This is a genomic window from Micromonospora sediminimaris (assembly GCF_016863575.1).
Lineage (GTDB): Bacteria > Actinomycetota > Actinomycetes > Mycobacteriales > Micromonosporaceae > Micromonospora > Micromonospora sediminimaris.
Genome location: NZ_BOPD01000016.1, coordinates 26,400 through 50,818, shown reverse-complemented (window position 1 = coordinate 50,818; position 24,419 = coordinate 26,400). Strand labels below are relative to the sequence as shown.

Genomic DNA, 24,419 nt, shown 5'->3' with positions numbered 1-24,419 from the left:
ACTCGTCCCCGTAGGGGAACCATCTCTTCAGTGTTATGGGGGATCCGACATGTTTAACTGTCCGCACACATCCGACTACCCTCACCGTGATCGGCATTCATCGATCAATCTGCCACGAGCAGATGGACGCTCGATGCCGGTCGGAGGGAGGTAGGAAGATGGTTCTTCCACAGAGATCGCTGCTTGTCGGGCTGGCCACGCTGGCCATGATGGCGGCGGCCACGCCGGCCATGGCGGCCGAGTCGGTCGGCACCGTCCGAAGCGCCGGCGGCGCAACCGCCGTCAAGGACAGCTACATCGTCGTGTTCAAGGACAGCGAAGTCAGTCGTACGGCCGTCGGCTCCTCCGTGGACCGGCTGCTACGCCGGCACGGCGGTGCCACGGCCCGGACCTACAGCGCGGCCGTCCGGGGCGCCGAGGTGCGGGTCAGCGCGCGGGCCGCGGCGCGGATCGCGGCAGACCCCGCTGTCGCGTACGTCGAACAGAACCACGTCGTGTCTCTCGCGGGTACCCAGACGAACCCCCCGTCCTGGGGCCTGGACCGGATCGACCAGCGGAACCTGCCGCTCAACAGCTCGTACACCTATCCCAACACCGCCACGAACGTGACCTCGTACGTCATCGACACCGGCATCCGGACCACCCACTCCGACTTCGGCGGCCGGGCGACCTGGGGCACCAACACGGTCGACTCCAACAACACCGACTGCAACGGCCACGGCACGCACGTGGCGGGTACGGTCGGTGGCTCGGCGTACGGCGTGGCCAAGGCGACCCGCCTGGTGGCGGTCAAGGTGCTCAACTGCTCCGGCAGCGGCACTAACGCCGGTGTCATCGCCGGTATCGACTGGGTCACCGCCAACGCGGTGAAGCCGGCCGTGGCCAACATGAGCCTCGGCGGCGGGGCGAACACCTCGGTCGACAACGCGGTCATCAACTCCATCAACTCCGGTGTCACGTACGCGGTGGCCGCCGGCAACGGCAACGCTTTCGGCCAGCGGCAGAACGCCTGCAACTACTCGCCGGCCCGGGCCGCAGCGGCGATCACCGTCGGTGCCACCCAGAGCAACGACGCCGCCGCCAGCTTCTCCAACTACGGCACCTGCGTGGACATCCTCGCCCCGGGGGTGAGCATCACCTCCGCCTGGCACACCAGCAACACCGCGACGAACACCATCAGCGGCACCTCGATGGCCTCGCCCCACGTGGCCGGCGCGGCGGCGCTGGTCCTCTCGGCCAACCCGTCCTGGACGCCCCAGCAGGTCCGGGACTACCTGGTCAACAACGCCACCCCGAACGTGGTCTCGAACGTGGGCAGCGGCACCCCCAACCGGTTGCTCTACGTGGTCAACGGTGACACCCCGCCGCCGGCCAACGACTTCTCGGTCTCGGTGGCGCCGACCTCCGGTTCGGTCACGGCGGGTAGCTCGGCGAGCGCCACCGTGTCCACGGCGACCACAAACGGCTCCGCCCAGTCGGTCAGCCTCTCGGCCAGCGGCCTGCCGTCCGGGGCGACCGCCTCGTTCAGCCCGGCCACCGTCACCTCCGGCGGATCGTCCACGCTGACCATCAGCACCTCGGCCAGCACGCCGGCCGGCACGTACCCCGTGACCGTCACCGGCACCGCGGCCTCCGGCACCAGGAGCGCGACGTACTCGCTGACGGTCACCGGTGGCAGCGGCGGCGGCTGCTCCGGGACCAACGGCAGCGACGTGTCGATCCCGGACTCGGGCTCGGCGGTGACCAGCTCGATCACCATCTCCGGCTGCAACCGGAACGCCTCGTCGAGCTCGACCGTCGCGGTGAACATCGTGCACACCTACCGCGGCGACCTGGTCATCGACCTGCTCGCCCCGGACGGTTCGTCCTACCGGCTGAAGAACAGCAGCATCTTCGACGGCACGGACAACGTGAACACCACCTACACGGTGAACCTGTCCAGCGAGGCGGCGAACGGCACCTGGCGTCTCCAGGTCCGCGACGTCTACGGCGGTGACACCGGCTACATCAACACCTGGACGCTGACTCTCTGACGTCCGGTACGGCAACGGGCCCCGGCGTAGCGCCGGGGCCCGTTGCCGTACCGGTTCAGACCGCGAACGTGGTCGGCCGTTCGGTGGCCGGAGCGGGCGGCCGGGCCTTCCACAGCCCGGTCTTCTGCGCGAACAGGCGACCCAGGTACGCGGGGTTCAGGATCACGTAGCGCCGCCACAGGCGCTTGGGTTCCAGGCCGAGGCGCCAGAACCACTCCAACCCGGCACGCTGCATCCACGGCGGCGGCTGGCGCAACAACCCGGCGTGGTAGTCGAAGGCCGCGCCGACCGCCATCAGCGGCATGTCCAGCAGCGGGCGCATCGCGTACGCGAAAGTCTCCTGCCGGGGGCAGCCGAGCCCGACCAGGACCAGCCGGGCACCGCTGGCCTTGATCCGGTCGGCGATCTCGACGTCCTCGCCCGGCTGTACGCCGCGGAACTTGGACGCCTCAACTCCGGCGATCTTGAGTGCCGGGAACATCCGCTCCAGCGCCGGGATCAGCCGGGTGAGGGTCTCCTCGGTCGAGCCGTACAGGTAGACCGGCAGCCCTTCGTCGGCGAAGCGGGACAGCACGTGCAGAGTCAGCGTCGGCCCGTAGACCCGATCGGTGAGCTGGGCGCCGTGCAGCAGGTTCAGCGCCCAGCGAACCGGCTGACCGTCCGGGGTCACCACGTCGAAGGAGTTGAGCCGGGCGTTGTGCGCCCGGTCCAGCACTCCGGTCATCACGCCGTGCACGGCCAGCGCGGTAAGCGCCAGCGGCCGGCGTTCCTGCGCGGCGGCCACCACCTGCTCGGTGGCCTCGGCGTAGTCGGTCGCATCGACCAGGACACCGAGCACGTTCTTCTTGGTCATGCTCCCGGCACCCACTTGTCCACGTTGGCCTCGTAGATCTCTCGCATGATCATTGGTACGTCGTACACCTGCTTCCAGTCCGGGTAGTCGGCCTGGAAAGCCTCGTTGGAGCCGATCCACCACTTGTGGTCGCCGATCCGGTTGGCCTCGACGTACTCGGTGATCATCTCTTGGCCGGTGATCTGCTCGGCCAGCAGGAACGCCTCCCGGTTGGAGGTGTTCGAGTGCCGGCCGCCGCCGAGGTTGTAGACGGCGGCCGAGCGGGGATTGCGGAAGAAGGCTTCGAACGCGGAGACCACGTCCGAACTGTGGATGGCGTCGCGGACCTGCTTGCCCTGGTAGCCGAAGATCTTGTAGGTGCGGCGCTCCATGTTCGCCCGCATCACGTAGCCGAGGAAGCCGTGCAACTCGGTCGCCGAGTGCGCCGGACCGGTGAGCGTCCCGCCCCGGAAGCAGGCCGTCTTCATGCCGAAGTAGCGCCCGTACTCCTGCACCATGACGTCCGCCGCCACCTTGGAGGCACCGAAGATCGAGTGCAGGCACGCGTCGATCGACATGTCCTCCCGGATGCCCTGCTCGTACGGGTGACCCGGCTCGATCTCCCAGCGGGTCTCCAGCTCCATGAGGGGCAGGCTGTTCGGCCGGTCGCCGTAGACCTTGTTGGTGGAGCAGTGGATGACCGGGGCGTCGATGCAGTGTTCCCGGACGTTCTGCAGGACGTTGAGCGTGCCGGCGGCGTTGACGTCGAAGTCGGTGAACGGGTCACGCACCGCCCAGTCGTGGGAGGGCTGCGCGGCGGTGTGGATCACCACGGCCACGTCCCGGCCGTACCGGCCGAACAGCGCGCCGAGCGCCGCCCGGTCCCGGATGTCGATGCTGTGGTGGGAGTACGCCTCACCAAGCTCGTCGGTCAGCCGGCGGACATTCCAGGCGGTGGACGCCTCCTCGCCGAAGAATTCCTGCCGCATGTCGTTGTCGATGCCGACGACGTCGAGACCGAGGCCGGCGAAATGCCGGACCGCCTCGGAGCCGATCAGCCCGCCCGACCCGGTCACGAATGCGACAGTCACACGCCACTCCTGGTGCGTCGGAGCCAGAAACCATCGGAGCATAGCGTGACGTCCGGCACGCCCGGATACGGAGCGAGGGCCCCGCACTCGCGGAGCCCTCAGCTGTGGTGGGGAAGGGGGGAGTTGAACCCCCACGTCCTTTCGGACACACGGACCTGAACCGTGCGCGTCTGCCATTCCGCCACTTCCCCGTGGCCTGACCTCAGTCAACGTCGCCTGAGCCGGACACCGCCGATGGCCGGCGGGCCTCGGCCATGCTACGTGACCTTGGTCTGCTGCCGCGAATGGCTTTCGCTGCTCGCAGCGGTTACCGTTCGTGGCGGACGAAAGAGTAGCACGACAATCAGAAGCCGTCCGAACGGGCCGCGGCCTGCCGGCCGAGCGGCGTGTGAGCTGCGTGCGCTCTGGACGGATACCATCATGTCCTCGGGACCCGAGGAGGAGCCGGTGAGCGTGCTGCAACGCTTCGAGAAGCGTCTGGAAGGCCTGGTCGAAGGGGCTTTCGCCAAGGTCTTCAAAGGGGTGGTCCACCCCGTGGAGATCCTCAACGCCATGCAGCGGGAGGCCGAGGCACACAAGGCCATCCTGGCTGGTGGGCGCACGTTGGTGCCCAACCGCTACGTGATCGATCTCTCCCCGTACGACCACAGTCGGCTGGCGCCGTACGCCGCCGCGCTGGCCCAGGAGCTGGCCCAGTCGCAGGCGGAGTTCATCGGCGAGCAGGCCTGGACGGTCTACGGGGACGTGATCGTCGAGATCGAGCGCGGTGAAGGACTGGACACCGGTATGTTCCGGGTCACCGCGGAGGTCTACACCGGTGGCGAGGTCGCCCCGGTTTCGGCGCCCGGCTATGACGCCGGTCCGCCCGGATACGACGCCGGCCCGCCCGGCTACCCGTCCTACGACCAGGGTGGTGGCTACGGCCCGCCGCCGGGTCACGGTGGTGGGCGCAACATCCGGCTGGTCTCCGGCGACGGCCGCACCTACCCGCTACAGATGGGCTCGACCGTGATCGGTCGTGGCGACCAGGCCAACCTGCGCCTGCCGGACGTCGGCATCTCCCGGCGACACGCCCGGCTGGACTTCGACGGTGGGCAGGTCGTGCTGACCGATCTCGGCTCGACCAACGGCACCATGGTCAACGGCCAGCGGGTCTCCGCCGTGGCGTTGAACCCCGGTGACATGATCCAGCTCGGTACGACCACTCTGACCTTCCGCGTGGACGGCTGATCCGCCTTGCCGGAACTCGTTATCACCGTTGCCCGGTTCGGATTCCTCGTCCTGCTGTGGATCTTCGTGTTCACGGTTGTCGGCGTCATCCGCCGGGACCTCTTCGCGGGGGCCCGCTCGGGTCGACTGGTAGCCGCGCCCCGGACGGTGGGCGCGTCGACGGGGCAGGCGTCGGCGAAGCCGGCGAAGGTGAAGCGGGGGCGGGCGGCGCACCAGTTGGTGGTGACCGCAGGTCAGCTGGCCGGAACGCGGATCACGTTGGGTGAGGCGCAGATAACTATCGGTCGTGCCGAGGACTCCACCCTCGTCATCACCGACGACTACGCGTCCGCGCGACACGCCCGGCTCGTGCCGCGCGACGGGCAATGGTTCGTCGAGGACCTGGGTTCGACTAACGGGACGTACCTGGATCGCGCTAAGGTCACCGGACCGACCCCCGTCCCCCTCGGCGTGCCGATCCGGATCGGCCGCACCTCTCTCGAATTACGGCCATGACTCTGACCCTGCGCTATGCGGCCCACAGCGACCGCGGTCTGATCCGAGACGGTAATCAAGACTCCGTCTACGCCGGGCCGCGGCTACTCGCCGTTGCCGACGGCATGGGCGGTATGGCCGCCGGTGACGTCGCCAGCAACATCGTCATCGGTGCCATGGCGCCACTGGACGAGGACGTCCCCGGCGACGCCCTGGTCGACGCGCTCCGCTCCGCGGTGGGCACCGCCAACCAGCAACTCCGCGAGACGGTGGAGGCCAATCCCCAGTTGGAGGGGATGGGCACCACGCTCACCGCGACCCTGTTCTCCGGCAGCAAGCTGGGCATGGTCCACATCGGCGACTCGCGCGCCTACCTGCTGCGCGGCGGAGAGTTCGCGCAGATCACCAAGGACGACACCTACGTACAGATGCTCGTCGACGAAGGCCGGATCAGCCCGGAGGAGGCGAGCAGCCACCCCCAGCGCTCGTTGCTCACCCGGGCGCTGGACGGCCGCGACATCGATCCGGAGTACTCGGTCCGGCAGGTGTTGCCCGGCGACCGGTACCTGATCTGTTCCGACGGGCTCTCCGGTGTGGTCAGCGCGGAGACCATCGCCGAGACCATGCGGGAGTACGCCGACCCGCAGCAGTGCGTCGAACGGCTCGTCCAACTCGCCCTGCGCGGTGGCGGTCCGGACAACATCACCGTGATCATCGCCGACGCCACCGATCGGGACATCGTCGAGGCGGCGCCGATCGTCGGCGGTGCGGCGGCCCGGGACCGGGGGATGGCCACCTCGGCGGACGTCTCCACTCCGGCCGCTCGTGCCTCGGCGCTCTCCGCGCCCCGGCCGGCGACGCCTGACGAGTCGGCCAACAACGACGACGAACCCGAGGCCCGCCGACGTCCGCTGCGTGCGCTCGCGATGACGACCGCACTGCTGGTGATCGTCGGCGGTGGGGTGTTCGCCGGTTGGAGCTACACCCAGCGCCAGTACTACGTGGGCGCAACCGAGAACGGCCAGGTGGCCGTGTTCCGTGGCATCCAGGGCCAGATCGCCGGCATGGATCTCTCCAGCGTGCACTCCGAGAGCAGCGCCCAGTTGGACGACCTCACCCTGGCCGCGCAGGAGCAGGTCAAGCAGGGCATTCCGGCCAAGAGTGAGCCGGACGCGGAACGACGGCTGGCCGAGCTGACGATGGACAGCCCGACAAACGTGAACCTGAAGCCGATCTGTCCGCCGACACCGAGCCCCACGCCCTCGCTTGCGGGTTCGCCGTCCCCGACGCCGAGCGCGCCGGCGGGATCGCCGAGTGTCGCGGCCGGCTCACCGAGTCAGGTCGGCAGCATCTCGGCGTCACCCCCGGCCGGAGCCACGGTCACGCCGACCGGTGCCTCCGCCGCCGCACCCGACAGCACCCCCGACGCGCCCCCCGTCGACACCTTCACGCCCACGGTCGATCCGGCGGCCTGCCGGTCGCCCGAGTAGGCGCCGGCTCCCACCCGAGGACGATCGTGACCGCAGCGGCCACCCCGGCATCCTCGCCCGCGACCACGGGCGAGCGACCCGGCGTACGCATGGCGCGGTCCCGCCGCAACGCCGAGCTGTCGCTGCTCCTGCTGGCGATGGCGCTGGTCGCCGCGTACGGCGCGATGGTCGAGGCGAACGTGCTCGACACGGTCACGCCAGGCTTCTGGGTGCCGGCCGCCACGCTCACCGCGGTGTTCCTCGGCATGCATCTGGTGATCCGGTTCCTGGCGCCCTTCGCCGATCCGGCGCTGCTACCGGCGGTGGCCCTGCTCAACGGGTTGGGAGTCGGCTTCCTCCGCCGGCTCGACCTGGCCAATGCGGCCCCTGAGGAACGAGCCGACCTGGCCATCTTCGCCGGCATCGGCGGCCGGCAGCTCGCCTGGACGCTGATCTCGGTGATGCTCGCCGCCGGGCTGCTGGCGTTGATGCGCGACCACCGGTCGATCTCCAGGTACGCGTACACCCTGGGTCTGGCGGGCATCGTGCTGGTCATGCTGCCGGCGGTGCTGCCGGCCAGCATCTCCGAGATCAACGGTGCGAAGCTCTGGGTACGCATCGGCAGCTTCTCGATCCAGCCCGGCGAGTTCGCCAAGCTGGCCCTGCTGGTCTTCTTCGCCTACTACCTGGTGCGCAAGCGCGAGGTGCTGTCGCTGGCGAGTCACCGGTTTCTCGGCATCGACTTCCCGCGGGGGCGCGACCTCGGCCCGGTGCTCGTCGTCTGGGTGATCAGCCTGCTGGTCCTCGTCTTCGAGAAGGACCTGGGCACCTCGCTGCTCTACTTCGGCATGTTCGTGGCCACTGTCTACATCGCCACCGAGCGGGTCAGCTGGCTGCTCATCGGCCTGGTCCTCTTCTTCGGCGGCGCCTACCTCGCGTACGTGCTCGGCGAGGCGGTGGGCGGTCCGTTCGCGAACTTCTACCTGCGGGCACAGATCTGGCTCGACCCCTTCGCCCAGCCGTACGACGACGGCTACCAGCTGGTGCAGGGGCTGCTAGCGCTCGGCTCCGGCGGGCTGTTCGGTGCCGGTCCGGGCGGCGGTCAGCCGCTGCTGCTACCGGAGGTACGCAACGACTTCATCTTCGCCGGCATCGGTGAGGAGATCGGTCTCTTCGGCCTCTCCGCGCTACTGGTGATCTACCTGCTCATCGTCGAGCGCGGCCTGCGGGCCGCCCTGGCGGTCCGGGACTCGTTCGGCAAGCTGCTCGCCGGTGGCCTGGCCTTCACCCTCGCGCTCCAGGTCTTCGTGATCGTCGGCGGGATCAGCAAGCTCATCCCGCTGACCGGTCAGACCACGCCGTTCCTCTCCGCCGGTGGCTCCTCGCTGATGGCGAACTGGCTGCTCATCGCGGTGCTGCTGCGCGTCTCCGACGCCGGCCGCCGGCCGGTCGACGGTGCCGGTGGCAAGGTGACCCGCCCGTCCGGCCCGCCCGAGCAGCTGCACGGTGCCCCCACGGAGGTGATCAAGCCGTGAACGCACCCCTGCGTCGGGTCGGCGTCGTCGTCATCGTCCTGTTCGGCCTGCTCTTCGCCAACCTGAACTGGATCCAGGCGTACAAGGCCGACGAGTACCGCACCAGCGACTACAACGGTCGGGTCCAGGTCGCCAAGTACGACCGGAAGCGGGGCAACATCGAGGCCGGTGGCACCGCCCTGGCGGTCAGCAAGGAGACCGACGGCGAGCTGAAGTACCTGCGCACCTACCCGGGTGGGGAAAAGTACGCCCACGTGCTGGGGTACGAGCCGGTCAACGGCTCCGCGACCGGTCTGGAGCGCGCCGAGAACGACTTCCTCGCCGGCACTAGCGACCAGCTCATCGTCAACCGGCTGCGGGACATGGTGACCGGTGACACCACCGCCGGCGGCAACGTGCTGCTGACCCTGTCGAAGCGGGCCCAGGACACCGCGTACGACGAGCTGCGGGGCAACAACGTCGGCGCGAACAAGGGCGCGGCGATCGCCATCGACCCGGCCACCGGGGCGGTGCAGGCGTTGGTCTCCATCCCCAGCTTCGATCCGAACCCGCTGGCCAGCCACGACACCGACGACGCGACGGCCGCGTACAACCGGCTCGAACAGGAGGCGGGACGTCCGCTGCGGAACCGGGCGATCGGCGAGGTGCTGCCGCCGGGCTCCACCTTCAAGATCGTGGTCGCCGCGGCCGCGCTGGAGAACGGGATCACCAAGGAGACGAACATTCCGGCCGGGTCGAGCTACACCCCGCCCACCTCCAGCGAGCCGATCGGCAACGCCGCGCCGTCGATCTGCCCCGAGTCGCAGGTGACCCTGATGAGCGCGGTCACCGAATCCTGCAACACCGGGTTCGCCAAGCTCGGCGGCCAGCTCGGTCCCGACGTGCTCAAGGAGAAGGCCCGGCAGTTCGGCTTCGAGCAGGAGGACCTGACCGTCGGCCGGCTCGGCGAGGGCGGCCTGAGCGTGGCGGCCAGCCGGACGGGCAGCATGGAGAACCCGGACGGTAGTCCCGACCCGGCGGCGCTGGCGCAGTCCTCCATCGGGCAGCGTGACGTGCGGATGACCCCGTTGCAGGGCGCCATGATCGCCGCAGCGGTGGCCAACGGCGGCAGCCAGATGCGGCCGTACGTGGTGCGTCAGCTGCTGGCACCGGACCGCACCACCGTCTACGACACCGCCAACCCGCGCGAGCTGCGCCGGCCGGTGAGTGGTCAGGTCGCCGCCGACCTGCGAGACATGATGGTCAGCGTGGTGGAGAACGGCACCGGCCGGAACTCCCGGATCAACGGCTACACCGTCGGCGGCAAGACCGGCACCGCACAGTCCGCGCCGGACCGCCCCGACCACGGTTGGTTCATCGGCTTCGTCCTCGACTCCGAGGGCAAGCCGATCTCCGCCGTCTGCGTCGTCCTGGAGGAGGCCGGCAGCGGCGGCAGCGCCGAGGCCGCCCGGATCGCCGGTCAGATCATGCGGGCCGCCATCGCCGAGCCCGGGGGGCGCTGACATGCTCAGTCCGGGTGTGCAGCTCGGTAACCGCTACCGCCTCGACGAGCGGATCGCCAGCGGCGGCATGGGTGACGTCTGGCGCGGCACCGACCAGGTGCTCGGTCGTACGGTGGCGGTCAAGAGCCTGCTTCCGGCGTTGCTGGACGAGCCCGGATTCGCCGAGCGGTTCCGCGGTGAGGCCCGCACCATGGCCACGATCAACCACCCGGGTGTGGTCGACGTCTACGACTTCGGCAACGACCAGCACATCGCCTTCCTGGTGATGGAGTACGTGGAGGGTGACCCCCTCTCGGCCACGCTGAGCCGGGTCGGCCGGCTCACCCCGGCGCGGACCATGGCGCTCGTCGCCCAGGCGGCGGACGCGCTGCACGCCGCGCACGTGAAGGGCATCGTGCACCGGGACGTGAAGCCCGGCAACCTGCTGGTCCGCCCCAACGGCACGCTTGTGCTCACCGACTTCGGCATCGCCCGGTCGGACCTGGTCGGGCAGCTCACCGCGGCCGGTTCGGTGCTCGGCACCGCCTCGTACATCTCGCCGGAGCAGGCCACCGGCCAGGTCGCCACCCCCGCCTCCGACGTCTATGCGCTCGGCGTGGTCGCCTACCAGTGCCTCGCCGGACGGCGGCCGTTCGAGGGTGACAACCCGCTCGACATCGCGATGCGACACGTCCGGGAGACACCCCGGCCGCTGCCCTCCGACATCCCGCCCCAGGTCCGCGCGCTTGTCGAGCGGGCGTTGGCGAAGGACCCGAAGGAGCGTTGGCCGAGCGCCGCCGCGCTGGCCGGAGCGGCACGGCAGTTGAAGACCGCGCTGTCCCGGCAGGCCCGAGCCGGTGGGCAGGCCGCACCGATCTCCGCCGCGCCGGCCTCGCCGGCGCCGGGCCGGGCGCAGGTTCCGCAGCCGCCGCGTCCGGTCGCGGCCCCACACTCCCCGGCCCCGGCGCACCCGCAGGCCGTCGGGCACCGACCGCCGCCGGCTCATCCGCAGGCCCGTCCGCCGGCGGCCCCGCACCGTCCCACTACGGTGGCACCGGCCGCCGCCGGCTATCCGCGTGGCGCGGCCACGGTCCCGCCCGGGTACGCTCCGCAGCCCGGACCGTCACGCCCGGTGCCTCGACGGTCACGATCCGGCATGGTCTTCCTGGCCATCATGTTGGGCGCACTGGTCCTCATCTGCTCCGGCGTGATTTCCTACCAACTGCGGGACAACATCGGCGCGGGCACGCCGGATGGGGTTTCCGTGCCAACGGTGACGTCCGACGCGCTGCGGCCTGACGGGCGAGACGATCTGGTCGATACGGCGTACCGTCGACTGGATCAGCCCCGGATGGGCGGCGACGTGACGACGACGAGCGAAGGACGACAGACGCGATGACAGCGCAGGCCCGCCTGCTCGGTGGCAGGTACCAGGTCGGCGAGCTGCTCGGGTACGGCGGCATGGCCGAGGTGCATCGCGGTCGTGACCTGCGGCTCGGTCGGGACGTCGCGATCAAGATGCTCCGCGCCGACCTGGCCCGCGACGCCACCTTCCAGATGCGTTTCCGGCGGGAGGCGCAGAACGCCGCCTCGCTCAACCACCCGGCCATCGTCGCGGTCTACGACACCGGCGAGGAGCAGGCGCCGACCGGCGAGACGCTGCCGTTCATCGTGATGGAGTTCGTGAACGGGCGCACGCTGAAGGAGGTGCTCGGCGCCGAGGGCCGGTTGCAGCCTCGGCGGGCGATGGAGATTTCCGCCGACATCTGCGCCGCGCTGGACTTCAGTCACCGGCACGGCATCATCCACCGCGACATCAAGCCGGGCAACGTGATGCTCACCCAGACCGGCCAGGTCAAGGTGATGGACTTCGGCATCGCCCGGGCGCTGGCCAGCGGCGCCACCACGATGACGCAGACCAGCGCGGTCATCGGCACCGCGCAGTACCTCTCCCCGGAACAGGCGCGCGGCGAGGCGGTCGACGCTCGTTCCGACGTGTACGCCGCCGGCTGCGTGCTCTTCGAGCTGCTCTGCGGACATCCGCCGTTCGTCGGCGACAGCCCGGTCAGTGTGGCGTACCAGCACGTGCGGGAGGCTCCGCCGACCCCGAGCGACCTCAACCCGGACGTCAACCCGGCGGTCGACGCGATCGTGCTCAAGGCACTGTCGAAGAACCCGTTGAACCGCTACCAGAGCGCCGGAGAGATGCGGGCGGATCTGCTCCGCGCGGCAGCCGGTCGGCCGGTGCTGGCGACCCCGGTGATGCGCGAGGACGAGACCGTGGCCATGGCCGCGGCCGGCCACCCCGGCTACCCGACGGGGGGCGCGACGCAGACCCGGCAGATTCCCGCCCGGGTGGGTGATCCGCGCCAGCGCAAGGCGTCGTCCTGGCTGATCGCCACGTTCGCCGCGCTCGGCGTGCTCGCGGTGATCGCCCTGGTCGCCGCCCTGCTGCTGAACCAGCGCGACGAGCCCCAGGACGTCGCGGTGCCGACGGTCACCGGGCTGACCCAGGCCGAGGCGTTCGCCCAGATCGAGCGGGACGGCTTCGTGCCGGCGCGCGGCGAGCCGGAGTTCACCTCGGACTGCAAGGAGGGGACGGTCACCAACCAGTCCCCGCCCCCCGGCGAGCGGGCGGAACCGAACAGCACGGTGACCGTAAACATCTGCGGCGGCAAGCCCGAGGTGACCATCCCGAACGGCCTCGTCGGCAGTACGCAGGAGGCCGCCCAGACGCAGCTCGAGAACCTCAACCTCAAGGTGAAGGTCGAGGAGGATGACAACGCGGCGTCCAAGGGGCAGGTGTTGAAGGTCAACCCGCCCTCGGGCGAGAAGGTCGCGGAGGGCACCGAGGTCATCCTCACCGTGTCGAAGGGCAACGTGGCGACGGTGCCGTCGGTGGTCGGCCTGTCCCAGGCGGAGGCGGAGCGGACCCTGGAACGCGCCGGCTTCGACGTCGAGACCGAGCTGGGTCCGGAGCGCCCCGCGGATGAGGCCGGGCGGGTGGTCGACCAGAGCCCGAACGGCAACGCCGAGCGCACCAAGGGCAGCACGGTGAAGATCATCGTGTCGGTGCCGGAGCCGGAGGAGGACCCGGACCCGCCGAGCCAGACCCCGCCGACGACCGGTGCTCCCACCACGCCCCCGCCGGACGATGACGACGAGGGTGGCGGCGGCGGGCTCCTGCCCTCCTTCAGCCCGTTCCGCCTGTCCGAAGAGTGACGGGGTAGAGCCTCGGGAAGCTCGGCTCCATCCGAATATTTAAGTATGTTGACGAATGCTCTCTGTCGTGATGATATTGGCCCGTCACAAGTCGTGGCGACCGCATCACAGCACGGGGGTTCCATTCATGCGTAAACCTGTCCGCGCATCCCTACTGCTCGCCGCCCTGATCCCGCTCCTCTTTGTCGCACCTGGGCAGTCGTTGGCGGCCGGGCCGTCGGACGCGGCGGCCTCTCCTGCCGTCGTGTCAGCCGAACCCGCCAAGCCGACCCGGGAGGAAGCCATCGCCAAGGAGCGGGACGGCCGGGCGGAGGTCAGCCTGCCCAGCCGTACCGTCCGGCACGCCGACGGAAGCGTCGAGACCATCGCGGACCCGGCCGCCGTCCGGGCGCTCCGCTCCACGCTCGCCGTCGGCGACGCCTGCGGCTCGGCCTGCGACGGCAAGGATCCCGCGTCGTTCCTGGCACCGATGCCGGGAGGCCCGTCAAACTACGCCTACTGCAGCACCGACGCCGTCACCATCTACAGCAAGTACAACGGTTACGACTCGCGAGTCGAGCTGCGATACAGCCCGACCTGTCGAACGGCGTGGAGCCGCGGCTGCTGCTACACCTCAATCGCTGGCTTCGGGTACTACGCCAACGGGAATCTCCGCCTCTCGGTCTACAACTACGACGGCCGGTTCAACGGCACCAACGTCTGGACCGCCATGCTCGACGACGCGGGCTACACCTACAAGGCCTGCTATGACACGCAGATCGGTGGCCCGTCGATCTGGTCCTGCACCAGTCGTTACTAGTGCGGTGTCCAGGAAGGTTGGCGGCCCGGTGAACGTTTCTGGCCACCGCACAAGCTACAGCTAGGCCCACGGCACCAGCAGCCAGGCGATTTGCCGGTCGCATCCGGGACCGCCGCGATCCCCGCGGCGGTCCCGGATGTCGTCGCCCGGATGGGAAGGTGGTCGACCTGACCCTCAGGTGGTGGCGAAGGCGGCGCGGCGGCGGGCGTCGACCTCGGCGGCCAGTTCCGGGGCGCGCTCCAGGGCGTCAGGGTGGCCGCAGGCGGCGAGCCAGTTGGCCAGCATCAGGTGGCCGCCCTCGGTGAGCACCGACTCGGGGTGGAACTGGACGCCCTCGATCGGCAGCGTGCGGTGCCGCATCGCCATCACGATCCCGGAGGCCGTCCAGCCGGTCACCTCCAGCTCCGCTGGCAGGGTCTCCCGCAGCACGGCGAGGGAGTGGTAACGGGTCGCCGTGAAGGGGTCGGGCAGACCGGCGAGGACACCGGTGCCGTCGTGCCGGACCTCCGAGGTCTTGCCGTGCAGCAGCTCCGGGGCGCGGGCGACAGTCGCCCCGAACGCCTCGCCGATGGCCTGATGACCCAGGCACACTCCGAAGATCGGCAGCTTGCCGGCGTACTTGCGGATCACGTCGAGGCAGATGCCGGCCCGGTCGGGCGTACCCGGACCCGGGGAGAGCAGGACGCCGGCCGCGCCGACCCGGCCGACCTCGGCCACCTCGATCTCGTCGTTACGTCGTACCTCGCACTCCACACCGAGCTGGCCGAGGTACTGCACGAGGTTGAAGACGAACGAGTCGTAGTTGTCGATCACCAGGACACGCATCGGGCTCACTCGTCCTCGTCCGGCGGTGGGCTGTTGTTCCGGTCGGTGTCGTACGGCAGATCGTGCTCGTCGCCCGGTGGCGCGTCGTCGACCGCGCCGTCGCCCCCGGGCCCGACGTCGCCCTCCGGCGCACTCGGTACGCCGGAGTCGTCCTGGGTGACCTGCACGTCGTCGAAGGGCAGCAGCGGCTCCGCCCAGGGAAACACCACGTACCACAGCAGCGCCACCATCGTGGTGGCGAGCAGCAGGCTGCCGGCGAGCTTGCCGGGCAGCCCGAAGGGCAGTTTGCGCCAGATCCAGGCGTACATGGTCAGGTCCCCAGCTCCGCCGGGCGTCCCTCGGCCTTGGGCTGGGTACGCGTCAATTCGGCGTGAATGATCAGCCGCTCGTAGTTGTCGAACTTCGGGTTGCAGGTGGTCAGGGTCAGCATTCGCTTGGTCGGCTTCTCACCCGGCCGACCCGGCACCGGCGCCACCACCTCGACCTGCGTCGGCTTGACGATCAGGCTCTCGGTCACCTGGTAGACATACCACTCGTTGCGGCCTTCGACCAGGATCGGGTCGCCCTCGCGCAACTCGTCAAGCCGCCAGAAGGTGGCCCGGTTCCGGTGCCCGGCCACCGAGAAGTTGCCCACCTGGCCCGGCATGGCGCTGTCCGGGTAGTGGCCCGGCGCATACCGGATGTCCTGCTGGCCGACGCCCTCGACCACAATCCATTCCTTGTCGAACTTCGGAATGTAGAGGCCGGCGATCGGCGTGCCCTGTACCGCCGGCTTCGGCTTGGCGGACGGGCTGGCCGACGCCGACACCGTCGGGTCCGTCACCGGTTCGGGTGCCCACGCCTGGGCCAGTTGCTCGCTCAGCTCGCCCTGGTGGGCGTCGACGATCGCCGACTTGCCCCAGATCTCGTAGCCGGCGAAGAGCAGCACCACCAGGCCGAAGGTGATCAGCAGCTCGCCGCTGAACCGCAGACCGGTACGCACCCTCGACCACAGCGACGGGCGGGTCAGCTCCGAGTAGACGCTCTTGTAGCCCTCGCCCGTCTGGTGGGGGCGAAGTTGCACCACCCGGTCACCGCGCCGCGGCTTCGGTGCCTCGGCGGGCTGGTCGGCACCGTCGGACGGTTCCTCGCTCTTGGGCGGCCGGGGTACGGCACCCATCAGGGCGGTCGAGTCCAGTGCGGGTGCGGCGTTCGGCCGCGCCCCGGTGACCGCCGGGATGAGGGCGGTCGCCGCCGGGTCGGCCGATCGGCTCGGCGCGGAAGCTTGCCCCGGTGCCGTCGGCTGGCCAGGTGCGGACGCTTGCCCCGGTGCCGTCGGCTGGCCGGGTGCCGCCGGGCGGGTCTGCTGACCCGAGGCGGAGGTGACCGGACGGTCCGTGGCCGCCGGGCTGCCCGGGACGGTCGCAGCGGCGGGCTGGCCGTTCGTCGCCTGGGTTCCCCTGGTCGGCACCGTCCCCGGGCCGCCGTTCGCCGAGCCGGCGCTGTCGCGGACCTTGGGCATCAACGCGGTCGGCCCCTCACCGGACCAGTCACTCTGGCCGGGTGCATGGTCCGACTGCCGTGGCGGCTCGACACCGGGCGAGCGTCGCCCCTCAGCCGACCGGGACGGTGTGGCCGGCGGCTGACCAGGCACCGGGTACGCCGGCCCGATGCCAGCGGGCCGGTCCTGGCCCGTCGGCTCAGGGCGTGACACTTGCGGTGCCGAGCTGTTCTGGCCAGCCTGCGCCGGCTGCGTCGCCGGGATGTACGGGCCCGGCTGTCCGGGATCAGGCGGCCGCGCCGGGCCGCTGTTGCTCGCCGGTCCGGCGGCGTACGGCGGGTGCAGTGCCGGCGCTGCACCGGCAGGCTGCCCGGCACCGGGACGCGGCGCGTGCGGTGCCGGGGGCGTGGCCGGCCGCACAGTGGCAGGTTGCGTGGTCCCGGCGGACTGTCTCGGCTGCTCGCCGTTGGGCCAGGTCGGGCCGCCGTTGGGCTGCGCCGTTCCGGTGCCGGGCCCGTTCGGACCGGGCTCCTGGGCTCGGGCACCGGGCCAGGGCGGCGGGGTGCCGGCGGTCTGACCGACGCCCGGCCGGGCCGCGGTGTCGGCCGGGCCCGTCCACCCCGGCCGGCCGGCGGTGCCGGTAACACTCGGGTGACCGGTTCCGGCGTGACCGGCGTCCGTGCCGGCCGGGCGGGTGCTGCTTCGCTGCTCCGGGTCGCCCGCGCTCCGGGACGGCTGGAAGGCTCCGCGCCACGGCGTGGGCCCCACCGGAATGTCCGGCTGACCCGACGGCAGGGGTACGCCCTGCCACTGGTCGTTGGTTGCCGCGTCCGGCTGCCGGCCGGCGGCCTCAGGAGCTGGACCCGGCGCTGCGTCCCACTGGTTCGCCGTACGGTCGGGATCCACCGCACGCTGCCCGCTCGGTGCCGGGTCCCACTGGTTGGCGCTACGCCCGGTGGCCGCCGCAGCGTCCCACTGGTTCGCCCGGCGGTCGGTGGCCGGGGCGGTGTCCCAACGTCCGGGTGCGGTCGGCTGCTCCTGGCGGGGGCCGGCACCCCGACGGTCGGCCGTCGGCGCGGTGGTCCGCTCCGGCCCGGCAGGTGTGCTCCAGCCGGTCGGTACGCCGGGCGTGGTAGCGGTCCGGGCAGGTGGGTCCGTCGGCGCTGGTGCGTCCCACCGGCCGCCGACGGGCGAGGTGGTCTCGGCGGCACCGTCGAAGCGGCCGGAGTTGGTCGGCCGCTGGCCGTCCGGCGGTCGACCCTCGGCCGAAGCCTGATCGGTCGGACGCGGAGCCGCGGTCGGCCGCGGATCGTGCGGTGCCTGGGACGGCCCGGATCGGGTGGGTAGCACCGGGTCGGGCCAGGACCCCGTCGTGCGGGCGTCGGTGGACCCACCCCGCTCGACCTTGGGGATGAAGGCGGTGGGCTCGTCGGTCTGGTCGCGGTGCCGACCGTCGGACTGCGGGCTCACCGCGCGCTCACTGCGGCACCGCCGGCACCGTCGCTGATCGCAGGGTGGTGGAGTCCTCGAAGGCGGGCACCGTGACGGTGCCTGGGGTCTCTGAGTAACCGAGTTGGTAGTTGTCGACCGCGTCCCTGAACCACCGGACTCCCTCGGAAGCGGCGAGGGCCTGCCGGAGTACGGCGGGGTCGCCAATTGCTACGATCTTGAAAGGTGGGGAGTACACCCGGCCGTGCAACAGCAGGGTGTTACCCACGCAGCGTACCGCGCTGGTCGCCAGCACGCGCACGTTCATGATTGACATCGCCTCGGCACCGCCGGCCCAGAGCGCGTTGACCACCGCCTGCACATCGCCCTGATGGACGACCAGGTCGTCGTTGGAGGCCCCTTCGGGCAGGTTGCTGAGCTGCGGTGCGTCGTTGAGCTCGACGGTCAGGCCGGTACCGGTGAGGGCGGTGAAGCCGGCGGCGGCCCGACTGGCGTTGGCCCGCTGCTGCTGTTCCCTGATCGGGCCGTCGGAGTTGGCCAGGACGGCCGTCCGGTTCTCCAACTCCCCGCGCAGCGTGGCGGCCCGCTCCTCGTTCGCCGCCACCTGTGCCCGGCGGTCCTCGATCAGCTCGGTCAGTTGGGGTCGGCGGTCCTCGCGCAGAGCGGTGCCGCCCGCCGTCGTGGCCGTCGTGGTGAAGAGCAGGCCGGCCGCCAGGGCGATCAGCGGTACGCCTACCGACCAGAATGGCCGGCGTTGACGTGGCCGTCGTGGCAGCAACACGGCGACGAGTCGTCGCAGCGCCTTCTGCCACGACGCTGCGCCGGATGTGTACTCCACGGGTCAGTCTCCCTCGTCATCGCGCTCCGACGCCACCCGGTGTGGGCGGGGCGCCGGCCGTGCTGCCCGGTTTTCCGGTGCTGCCCGGTACCGGTCTCACCTCATTCGTGGATCGGACGGGTCTTCCGGACTACGCTAGCTGTCGAACATTATTGGCCATGGACCGTCGCCCTCGCGCCCGGTTGTCAGGCCGGACGAGGTCGTAACCCCTCTGGAGAGCGCCGTGCCCAAGTCTCAGGTCCGCAAGAAGAAGGTGTACACCCCGCCTACGGACGTCCGCCCGACGGCGACGACCGCGGCCACCAACAAGCCCAGCCCGGTGTGGCTGCCGGTCCTGGCGGTGTCGCTGATCGTCTTCGGCATCGGCTGGCTGGTGGTCTACTACCTCTCCGAGCAGGAGTACCCGGTCATGGAGCTGGGGTACTGGAACCTGGCGGTCGGGTTCGGCGCGATGGTCGCCTCCCTGATCGTGCTTTCCCGCTGGCGCTGACCCGCAGCTCAACGCCCTGACTGTCCGGCGCCACCGGCGGCCCGCCCGAGCGGCGGTGCCGTCGGCCTCCTAAGGTGTGCGCAGGGCAGCGTGGCCCCGGTGCGAGATGACTCACGTTACTGCTGGGTAACCTTGCGCGTAGGCTGCACTGCATGACCGAGCGGAGCGAGGTCATCGACCGATCAGGTTGAGGTGCGGCGGCGTGGGTCGACGATCGCACCGACGCCCCGGTCGCCGAGCCGCTCGACAGGCAGCAGACCGGGAGGCCAACTCGAATGGGCAGCGTCCAGATCGTCACCACGATCCTCGCGGCCGCCATCACCGCTGTCGCGGTGTGGCTTGCGGTACGCGCGGTCTCGAAGATGGTGGCCGTCATCCGGCTGGGTCAGCCCGATCCGACCCGCTCCGGCGACAAGGTCAGCCGCACCAGGACCATGCTGGCGGAGACCGCCGGGCACACCCGGATGCTCCGCTGGAGCGTGGTGGGCGCGGCGCACTGGTTCGTGATGGTCGGCTTCATCGTGCTGTCGCTGCTGGTGCTCGAGGCGTACTTCGAGGTGGTCTCGCCGACCGGTGGGCTGCCGCTGATCGGTGGCTGGACCCTCTACGGGCTGGTCACCGAGTGGATCGGAATTCTGGGCGTTGTCGGCATCGGCGTCCTGATCGGGATCCGGCTGGCGAACCGGCCGAATCGGGCGGGACGTCGGTCGCGGTTCACCGGCTCCACCATGTGGCAGGGCTACTTCGTCGAGGCGGTCGTCCTCGCCGTACTGGTCATGGGCTTTCTGATCCGCGGCTTCAAGGTGGCCACCGACCACTTCGAGTACCCCACCTGGGCCACCCCGCTCAGTCACGCGGTCGGTGCCCTGCTGCCAGCCTGGGACTCCGGCGTCAGCGTCGCCGCGCTCGTCAAGATCTCGATCTCGATGGCCTGGGTCATCGTGATCTCGTTGAACGTGACCATGGGGGTCGCCTGGCACCGTTTCCTGGCCTTCCCCAACATCTTCTTCAAGCGCAAGCCGGGTTCGGTCGGCTCCGGCCTCGGCGCGCTGCGGCCGATGATGAGCGACGGCAAGCCGCTCGACTTCGAGGAGGCCGACCCGGAGTCCGACCAGTTCGGCGTCGCCCAGGTCGAGCAGTTCACCTGGAAGGGTCTGCTGGACTTCAGCACCTGCACCGAGTGTGGCCGCTGCCAGTCGCAGTGCCCGGCGTGGAACACCGGCAAGCCGCTGTCGCCGAAGCTGCTGGTGCTCAGCCTGCGGGATCACGCGTACGCCAAGGCGCCCTACCTGCTGGCCGGCGGCGGCAAGGACCTCACCGGTGAGGAGAAGGCCACCGCCGCGCAGCTCGCCCACGTCGACGTGCTGGCCCTCGCCGAGGCGGAGAAGCCGCTGATCGGCGACGCCGAGGCCGGCGGCGTGATCGACCCCGACGTGCTCTGGTCCTGCACCACCTGCGGCGCCTGCGTCGAGCAGTGCCCGGTGGACATCGAGCATGTCGACCACATCGTCGACATGCGTCGCTACCAGGTCCTCATCGAGTCCAGCTTCCCCTCCGAGGCCGGCGTGATGCTGCGCAACCTGGAGAACAAGGGCAACCCGTGGGGTGCGCCGCAGAACACCCGTGAGGACTGGACCAAGGGGCTCGACTTCGAGGTGCCCCGGGTCGGCGAGGTCGAGGACTTCGAGTACCTCTTCTGGGTGGGCTGCGCCGGTGCGTTCGAGGACCGGGCGAAGAAGACCACCCGGGCCGTCGCGACCCTGCTGAACGAGGCAGGGGTCTCCTTCGCCATCCTCGGCGAGGGGGAGACCTGCACCGGCGACCCGGCCCGACGGATCGGCAACGAGTTCGTCTTCCAGATGCTCGCGCAACAGAATGTCGAGACCCTGAACGAAGCGTTCGAGGGTCGGGAGAAGGCCAAGCGCAAGATCGTCGCAACCTGCCCGCACTGTTTCAACACGCTGGGCAATGAGTACGGCCAACTGGGCGGTGAGTTCGAGGTGGTGCACCACACCCAGTTGCTGGCCCACCTGGTCGCCACCGGCAGGCTCACCCCGGTGCAGCCGGTCGACGGCGGCGTGACCTACCACGACCCGTGTTACCTGGGGCGGCACAACCGGGTCTTCACGCCGCCGCGCGAGGTGCTCGGCAGCGCCATCGAGGGTGAGCTGACCGAAATGCCGCGTAACAGCGAGCGCTCCTTCTGCTGCGGTGCCGGTGGCGCCCGCATGTGGATGGAGGAGCGCATCGGCAAGCGGATCAACGTGGACCGGGTCGAGGAGGCCATGTCCACCGGAGCGAGGACGGTCGCCGTCGGCTGTCCGTTCTGCTCGACAATGCTCAGCGACGGGGTCAACGGCAAGGGTGCCGGCGAGCAGGTCGAGGTGATCGACGTGGCAAGCGTCCTGCTCCGGTCGGTCAAGCCCGAGCGGGTCGGCGGCACCGGGGACAGCACGCCGGTGGCCGGCTGACCGCCCTCAATGCAGCGGGCGGGCGGCACCTCAACCAGTGCCGCCCGCCCGGTTTTCAATTGACGTGCGTAACTGTAACGAATTGGTCGACACCCTTTGTGTGCGTACCGTCGCGCAAAGGTGAATGAGCCGTTGGTCGCCTTGATTCCCCACCTACCGTTCCCTAATGTTGGGCACCGACCGCCATGGGTCGTCTGTCCCCGCCCCTTACCGCTCGCGGGACGCCCGGTGGTCGGCTGCAAAGGAGACGCTGCCGGTGGCAACCATGCCCCTCCATCGTCGTGCGCCAGGGCGATCCCGTCCGGGTGGCCTGCGTAGGGCCGCCCGTGGGCTGGTCGTCCTCGTCGCCGCCGCCGCGGTCGGTGCCGGCCTGCTCGCCGCCCCCGCGTACGCCGAACCCTCGGTCGACGAGATCGAGGCCCAGATCGACAAGCAGTGGGAGAAGCTGGAACCCACAATCGAGCAGTACAACAAGGTGCGCTCCCAGCTGCGGGTCAACAAGCAGAAGTCGAAGAGCCTGGAGAAGAAGATCCAGCCGCTGGCTCTGGAGACCGAGCTGGCGATGAACCGGGTCGCCGATCTCGCCTCCCGGTACTACATCACCGGCCCGTCCAAGGAGATCGGTGTTGTGCTGCTCAACTCCAAGCCGAACGAGCTCGGCGAGCAGATGGCCTTCCTTGACCGGCTCGCGTCGCAGGAGCGCCGCGAGCTCGAAGGTGTCATGAAGATCCGCAAGAAGTACGACGACCAGAAGGCCAAGCTCGACGCCCTGATCGCCGACCAGGAGACGAAGGCGAAGCAGCTGGCGGCGAAGAAGAAGCAGATCGACGCCGAGATCAAGCGGCTCGAACGGTCGCTGCCGGTGACCACGGTGAAGACCACCAACTGCCCGACCATCAACGGTGTGGTCAGCGATGCCGCTCGCACCGCCATCCGTACGGCATGCGCCCAGGTCGGCAAGCCGTACGTGTGGGGCGCCACCGGCCCGAACTCGTTCGACTGCTCGGGTCTGACCCAGTACGCCTACCGGGCTGCCGGCATCTCGCTCACCCACTTCACCGGCGCACAGTGGAACGAGGGCAAGGCCATCTCGCGGTCCGACGCCCGTCCGGGTGACCTGGTCTTCTTCTTCAGCGACCTGCACCACGTGGGGCTCTACCTGGGCAACAACCAGATGGTGCATGCGGCCCGAGCCGGTAAGCCGGTAAACGTCTCGCCGATCACCACCATGCCGCTCGCCGGTTTCCGCCGACCCGGCTGAGCCGCCACCAGCGTCCGCTGAGCGGTCGCACAGGATCTCCCGAGGGTCCCCGGTCAAGTCGACGGGGGCCCTCGCCATTGTCGGATGTCAGCACCCACAGTGACGGTGTGGTTGTGTTGCGTATCGACGCTGATCGTCCCTACGCTGGGCAATCGTCGACCGCTGGCAGATCCGTCCATCCGGGGCGGTAACGGTCCGACACCGCCGAATCGCTCGTGAGCGAGCCGGGGAACCAGGTACCCGGGGTGAATCCGTGCGGGGCACGGTAGGGCGCCCCTTCCCGCCCGAACCCGTCAGCTAGGCCCTGTGTCGAAGTCCTCGGTCGAGCCGAGGCGGAGTCCAGACTCCGACACAGGGCCTGACCCGGTAGGCGGTATGGGAAGAAGGAGTGCTGAGCCCGGTGGCAGACCATGCCCCGCGGCCGCCGTCACCGCGTCCGGGATTGCCCGGCCGGCCGACGGCAGCGCCGCGTTTCCGCTGGTACCGCTGCATCCCCGCCGCCCTGGCCGCGACCGCCGTGATGTTGACCGGCGGTGCGGCGGCGGCCTGGGCCGACCCCACGGTCGCCGACATCGAGCGCCGGATCGACGAGGACTGGAACCGGCTCGAACCCGTCATCGAACAGCACAACGCCACCCGGCAGGACCTGGCCGGCAAGCGGCGGGAGGCGGACGCGCTGGCCGCTCGGATCGCGCCGCTGCAACGCCAGGTGGACCAGGCGATGGACCGGGTCGGCAAGCTCGCTGCCGGCGCTTACAAGGGCGAGCAGGTGCGGGCCGTCAACGCGCTGCTCGGCAGCCGGTCGCCGGGCGAGGTCGTCGAGCAACTCGGCCTGCTCGACCGGTATGCGCGCGTGCAGCAGCAGGACGTCCGGCACGCGAGTGAACTGCGCGACGAACTCGCCGCGGCCAAGGCCGGGCTGGACCACACCATCGATCAGCTCACCCGCACCGAGGCCGATCTCGCCGACAAGCGGCGACGGATCGACGCCGAGATCGACCGGTTGCAGCGGCTCCGGCTACGGGCGTACGGCAAGGGTGGCGGTGGCCCGCTGCGGCCGGCGCCCTGTCCGGCCAGCTACCCCGGCGGACCGGCCGGTGAGGCGGTCACCTTCGCCTGCGCCCAGATCGGCAAGCCGTACTCCTGGGGCGCCGAGGGGCCGAACGCGTACGACTGCTCCGGGCTGACGCTGGCCGCATGGTCGCGGGCCGGTGTCGCACTGCCGCACAACGCGGCCAGGCAGCGCCGGGTCACCGCGTCGGTCAGTCGCGGCGCGCTGCGCCCCGGCGACCTCGTCTTCTACTACCGGGACCTGCACCACGTCGGCATGTACGTCGGTGGTGGCTGGGTGGTGCACGCCTCCCGGGCGGGTCAGCCGGTCAAGATGAAGCGACTGGACAGCGGCCCGGTGCACAGCTTCGGCCGGCCGGGCTGAGGCT

Annotated in this window: 19 protein-coding genes, 1 tRNA gene and 1 riboswitch; of the genes, 13 read left to right on the top strand and 7 right to left on the bottom strand. The window is 70.2% G+C overall.

Going from position 1 to position 24,419, the window contains the following annotated elements; genetic code table 11:
- The first annotated feature begins 158 nt into the window (after positions 1-158).
- Positions 159-2,033, top strand: a complete 1,875-nt coding sequence (locus Vse01_RS14120; RefSeq protein WP_093409198.1) for a S8 family peptidase — start codon at positions 159-161, stop codon at positions 2,031-2,033.
- A 55-nt stretch (positions 2,034-2,088) separates the two neighbouring features.
- Here Vse01_RS14120 and Vse01_RS14115 read toward each other — a convergent pair whose 3' ends face one another.
- The 3 genes from Vse01_RS14115 to Vse01_RS14105 form a co-directional block, all read right to left on the bottom strand.
- Positions 2,089-2,886 (bottom strand): WecB/TagA/CpsF family glycosyltransferase, encoded by a 798-nt coding sequence (locus Vse01_RS14115; RefSeq protein ID WP_093409438.1) that lies wholly within the window; start codon positions 2,884-2,886, stop codon positions 2,089-2,091.
- Positions 2,883-3,998: an NAD-dependent epimerase/dehydratase family protein gene (locus tag Vse01_RS14110; RefSeq protein WP_170863582.1), complete on the bottom strand. Its 1,116-nt coding sequence runs from the start codon at positions 3,996-3,998 to the stop codon at positions 2,883-2,885. Before Vse01_RS14110 ends, Vse01_RS14115 begins: the two co-directional genes overlap by 4 nt.
- Positions 3,999-4,061: 63 nt before the next feature.
- Positions 4,062-4,147, bottom strand: a tRNA-Leu gene (locus Vse01_RS14105).
- Positions 4,148-4,376: 229 nt separating this feature from the next.
- On the opposite strand from Vse01_RS14105, the gene Vse01_RS14100 reads away from it, so the two are divergent.
- The 8 genes from Vse01_RS14100 to Vse01_RS14065 all read left to right on the top strand — a co-directional run bounded on the left by Vse01_RS14100 (position 4,377) and on the right by Vse01_RS14065 (position 14,166).
- Positions 4,377-5,186, top strand: coding sequence for an FHA domain-containing protein (locus tag Vse01_RS14100; RefSeq protein WP_093409193.1), 810 nt, complete (start codon positions 4,377-4,379; stop codon positions 5,184-5,186).
- Positions 5,187-5,192: 6 nt separating this feature from the next.
- On the top strand, positions 5,193-5,681 hold the full coding sequence (locus tag Vse01_RS14095; protein WP_093409190.1) for an FHA domain-containing protein FhaB/FipA: 489 nt from the start codon (positions 5,193-5,195) through the stop codon (positions 5,679-5,681).
- Positions 5,678-7,150, top strand: a complete 1,473-nt coding sequence (locus Vse01_RS14090; protein WP_093409188.1) for a PP2C family serine/threonine-protein phosphatase — start codon at positions 5,678-5,680, stop codon at positions 7,148-7,150. Before Vse01_RS14095 ends, Vse01_RS14090 begins: the two co-directional genes overlap by 4 nt.
- 26 nt (positions 7,151-7,176) lie before the next feature.
- A complete protein-coding gene (locus Vse01_RS14085; RefSeq protein ID WP_093409185.1) occupies positions 7,177-8,664 on the top strand; it encodes an FtsW/RodA/SpoVE family cell cycle protein in 1,488 nt (495 codons plus the stop codon).
- Positions 8,661-10,166 carry a peptidoglycan D,D-transpeptidase FtsI family protein gene (locus tag Vse01_RS14080; RefSeq protein WP_093409183.1) on the top strand — a complete coding sequence of 502 codons (1,506 nt, stop codon included), beginning with the start codon at positions 8,661-8,663 and terminating at the stop codon, positions 10,164-10,166. Before Vse01_RS14085 ends, Vse01_RS14080 begins: the two co-directional genes overlap by 4 nt.
- 1 nt (position 10,167) lies before the next feature.
- The gene (locus Vse01_RS14075) at positions 10,168-11,544 is read left to right on the top strand and encodes a serine/threonine-protein kinase (RefSeq protein ID WP_093409180.1); all 1,377 of its coding nucleotides are present in this window, start codon (positions 10,168-10,170) and stop codon (positions 11,542-11,544) included.
- Positions 11,541-13,367: a Stk1 family PASTA domain-containing Ser/Thr kinase gene (pknB, locus tag Vse01_RS14070; RefSeq protein ID WP_093409177.1), complete on the top strand. Its 1,827-nt coding sequence runs from the start codon at positions 11,541-11,543 to the stop codon at positions 13,365-13,367. The genes Vse01_RS14075 and pknB overlap by 4 nt, the downstream gene beginning before the upstream one ends.
- Positions 13,368-13,494: 127 nt before the next feature.
- Positions 13,495-14,166 carry a DUF2690 domain-containing protein gene (locus tag Vse01_RS14065; RefSeq protein WP_170863581.1) on the top strand — a complete coding sequence of 224 codons (672 nt, stop codon included), beginning with the start codon at positions 13,495-13,497 and terminating at the stop codon, positions 14,164-14,166.
- Between the two features lie 174 nt (positions 14,167-14,340).
- On the opposite strand, the gene Vse01_RS14060 is transcribed toward Vse01_RS14065, so the two are convergent.
- Genes Vse01_RS14060 through Vse01_RS14045 form a run of 4 tightly spaced genes read right to left on the bottom strand, consistent with a single transcriptional unit; the run spans position 14,341 to position 18,758 of the window.
- Positions 14,341-14,991, bottom strand: coding sequence for an aminodeoxychorismate/anthranilate synthase component II (locus Vse01_RS14060; protein ID WP_093409436.1), 651 nt, complete (start codon positions 14,989-14,991; stop codon positions 14,341-14,343).
- Between the two features lie 5 nt (positions 14,992-14,996).
- Positions 14,997-15,299 (bottom strand): hypothetical protein, encoded by a 303-nt coding sequence (locus Vse01_RS14055; protein WP_093409173.1) that lies wholly within the window; start codon positions 15,297-15,299, stop codon positions 14,997-14,999.
- A gap of 2 nt (positions 15,300-15,301) precedes the next feature.
- Positions 15,302-17,941 carry a class E sortase gene (locus Vse01_RS29350; RefSeq protein ID WP_232511399.1) on the bottom strand — a complete coding sequence of 880 codons (2,640 nt, stop codon included), beginning with the start codon at positions 17,939-17,941 and terminating at the stop codon, positions 15,302-15,304.
- Positions 17,942-17,948: 7 nt separating this feature from the next.
- Positions 17,949-18,758 (bottom strand): DUF881 domain-containing protein, encoded by an 810-nt coding sequence (locus Vse01_RS14045; RefSeq protein ID WP_093409171.1) that lies wholly within the window; start codon positions 18,756-18,758, stop codon positions 17,949-17,951.
- A gap of 223 nt (positions 18,759-18,981) precedes the next feature.
- Between Vse01_RS14045 and Vse01_RS14040 the strand changes: the two genes are divergently transcribed.
- From Vse01_RS14040 to Vse01_RS14025, 4 genes are all read left to right on the top strand, one after another.
- Positions 18,982-19,248, top strand: coding sequence for a cell division protein CrgA (locus Vse01_RS14040; RefSeq protein ID WP_093409169.1), 267 nt, complete (start codon positions 18,982-18,984; stop codon positions 19,246-19,248).
- 275 nt (positions 19,249-19,523) lie between these two features.
- On the top strand, positions 19,524-21,719 hold the full coding sequence (locus Vse01_RS14035; RefSeq protein ID WP_093409167.1) for a (Fe-S)-binding protein: 2,196 nt from the start codon (positions 19,524-19,526) through the stop codon (positions 21,717-21,719).
- Positions 21,720-21,969: 250 nt separating this feature from the next.
- A complete protein-coding gene (locus Vse01_RS14030; protein WP_170863586.1) occupies positions 21,970-22,980 on the top strand; it encodes a C40 family peptidase in 1,011 nt (336 codons plus the stop codon).
- Between the two features lie 192 nt (positions 22,981-23,172).
- Positions 23,173-23,306: riboswitch (cyclic di-AMP (ydaO/yuaA leader) on the top strand.
- Positions 23,307-23,380: 74 nt separating this feature from the next.
- Entirely contained in the window at positions 23,381-24,415 is a 1,035-nt protein-coding gene (locus tag Vse01_RS14025; RefSeq protein WP_093409431.1) for an NlpC/P60 family protein, read from the top strand.
- The last annotated feature ends 4 nt before the right edge of the window (positions 24,416-24,419 follow it).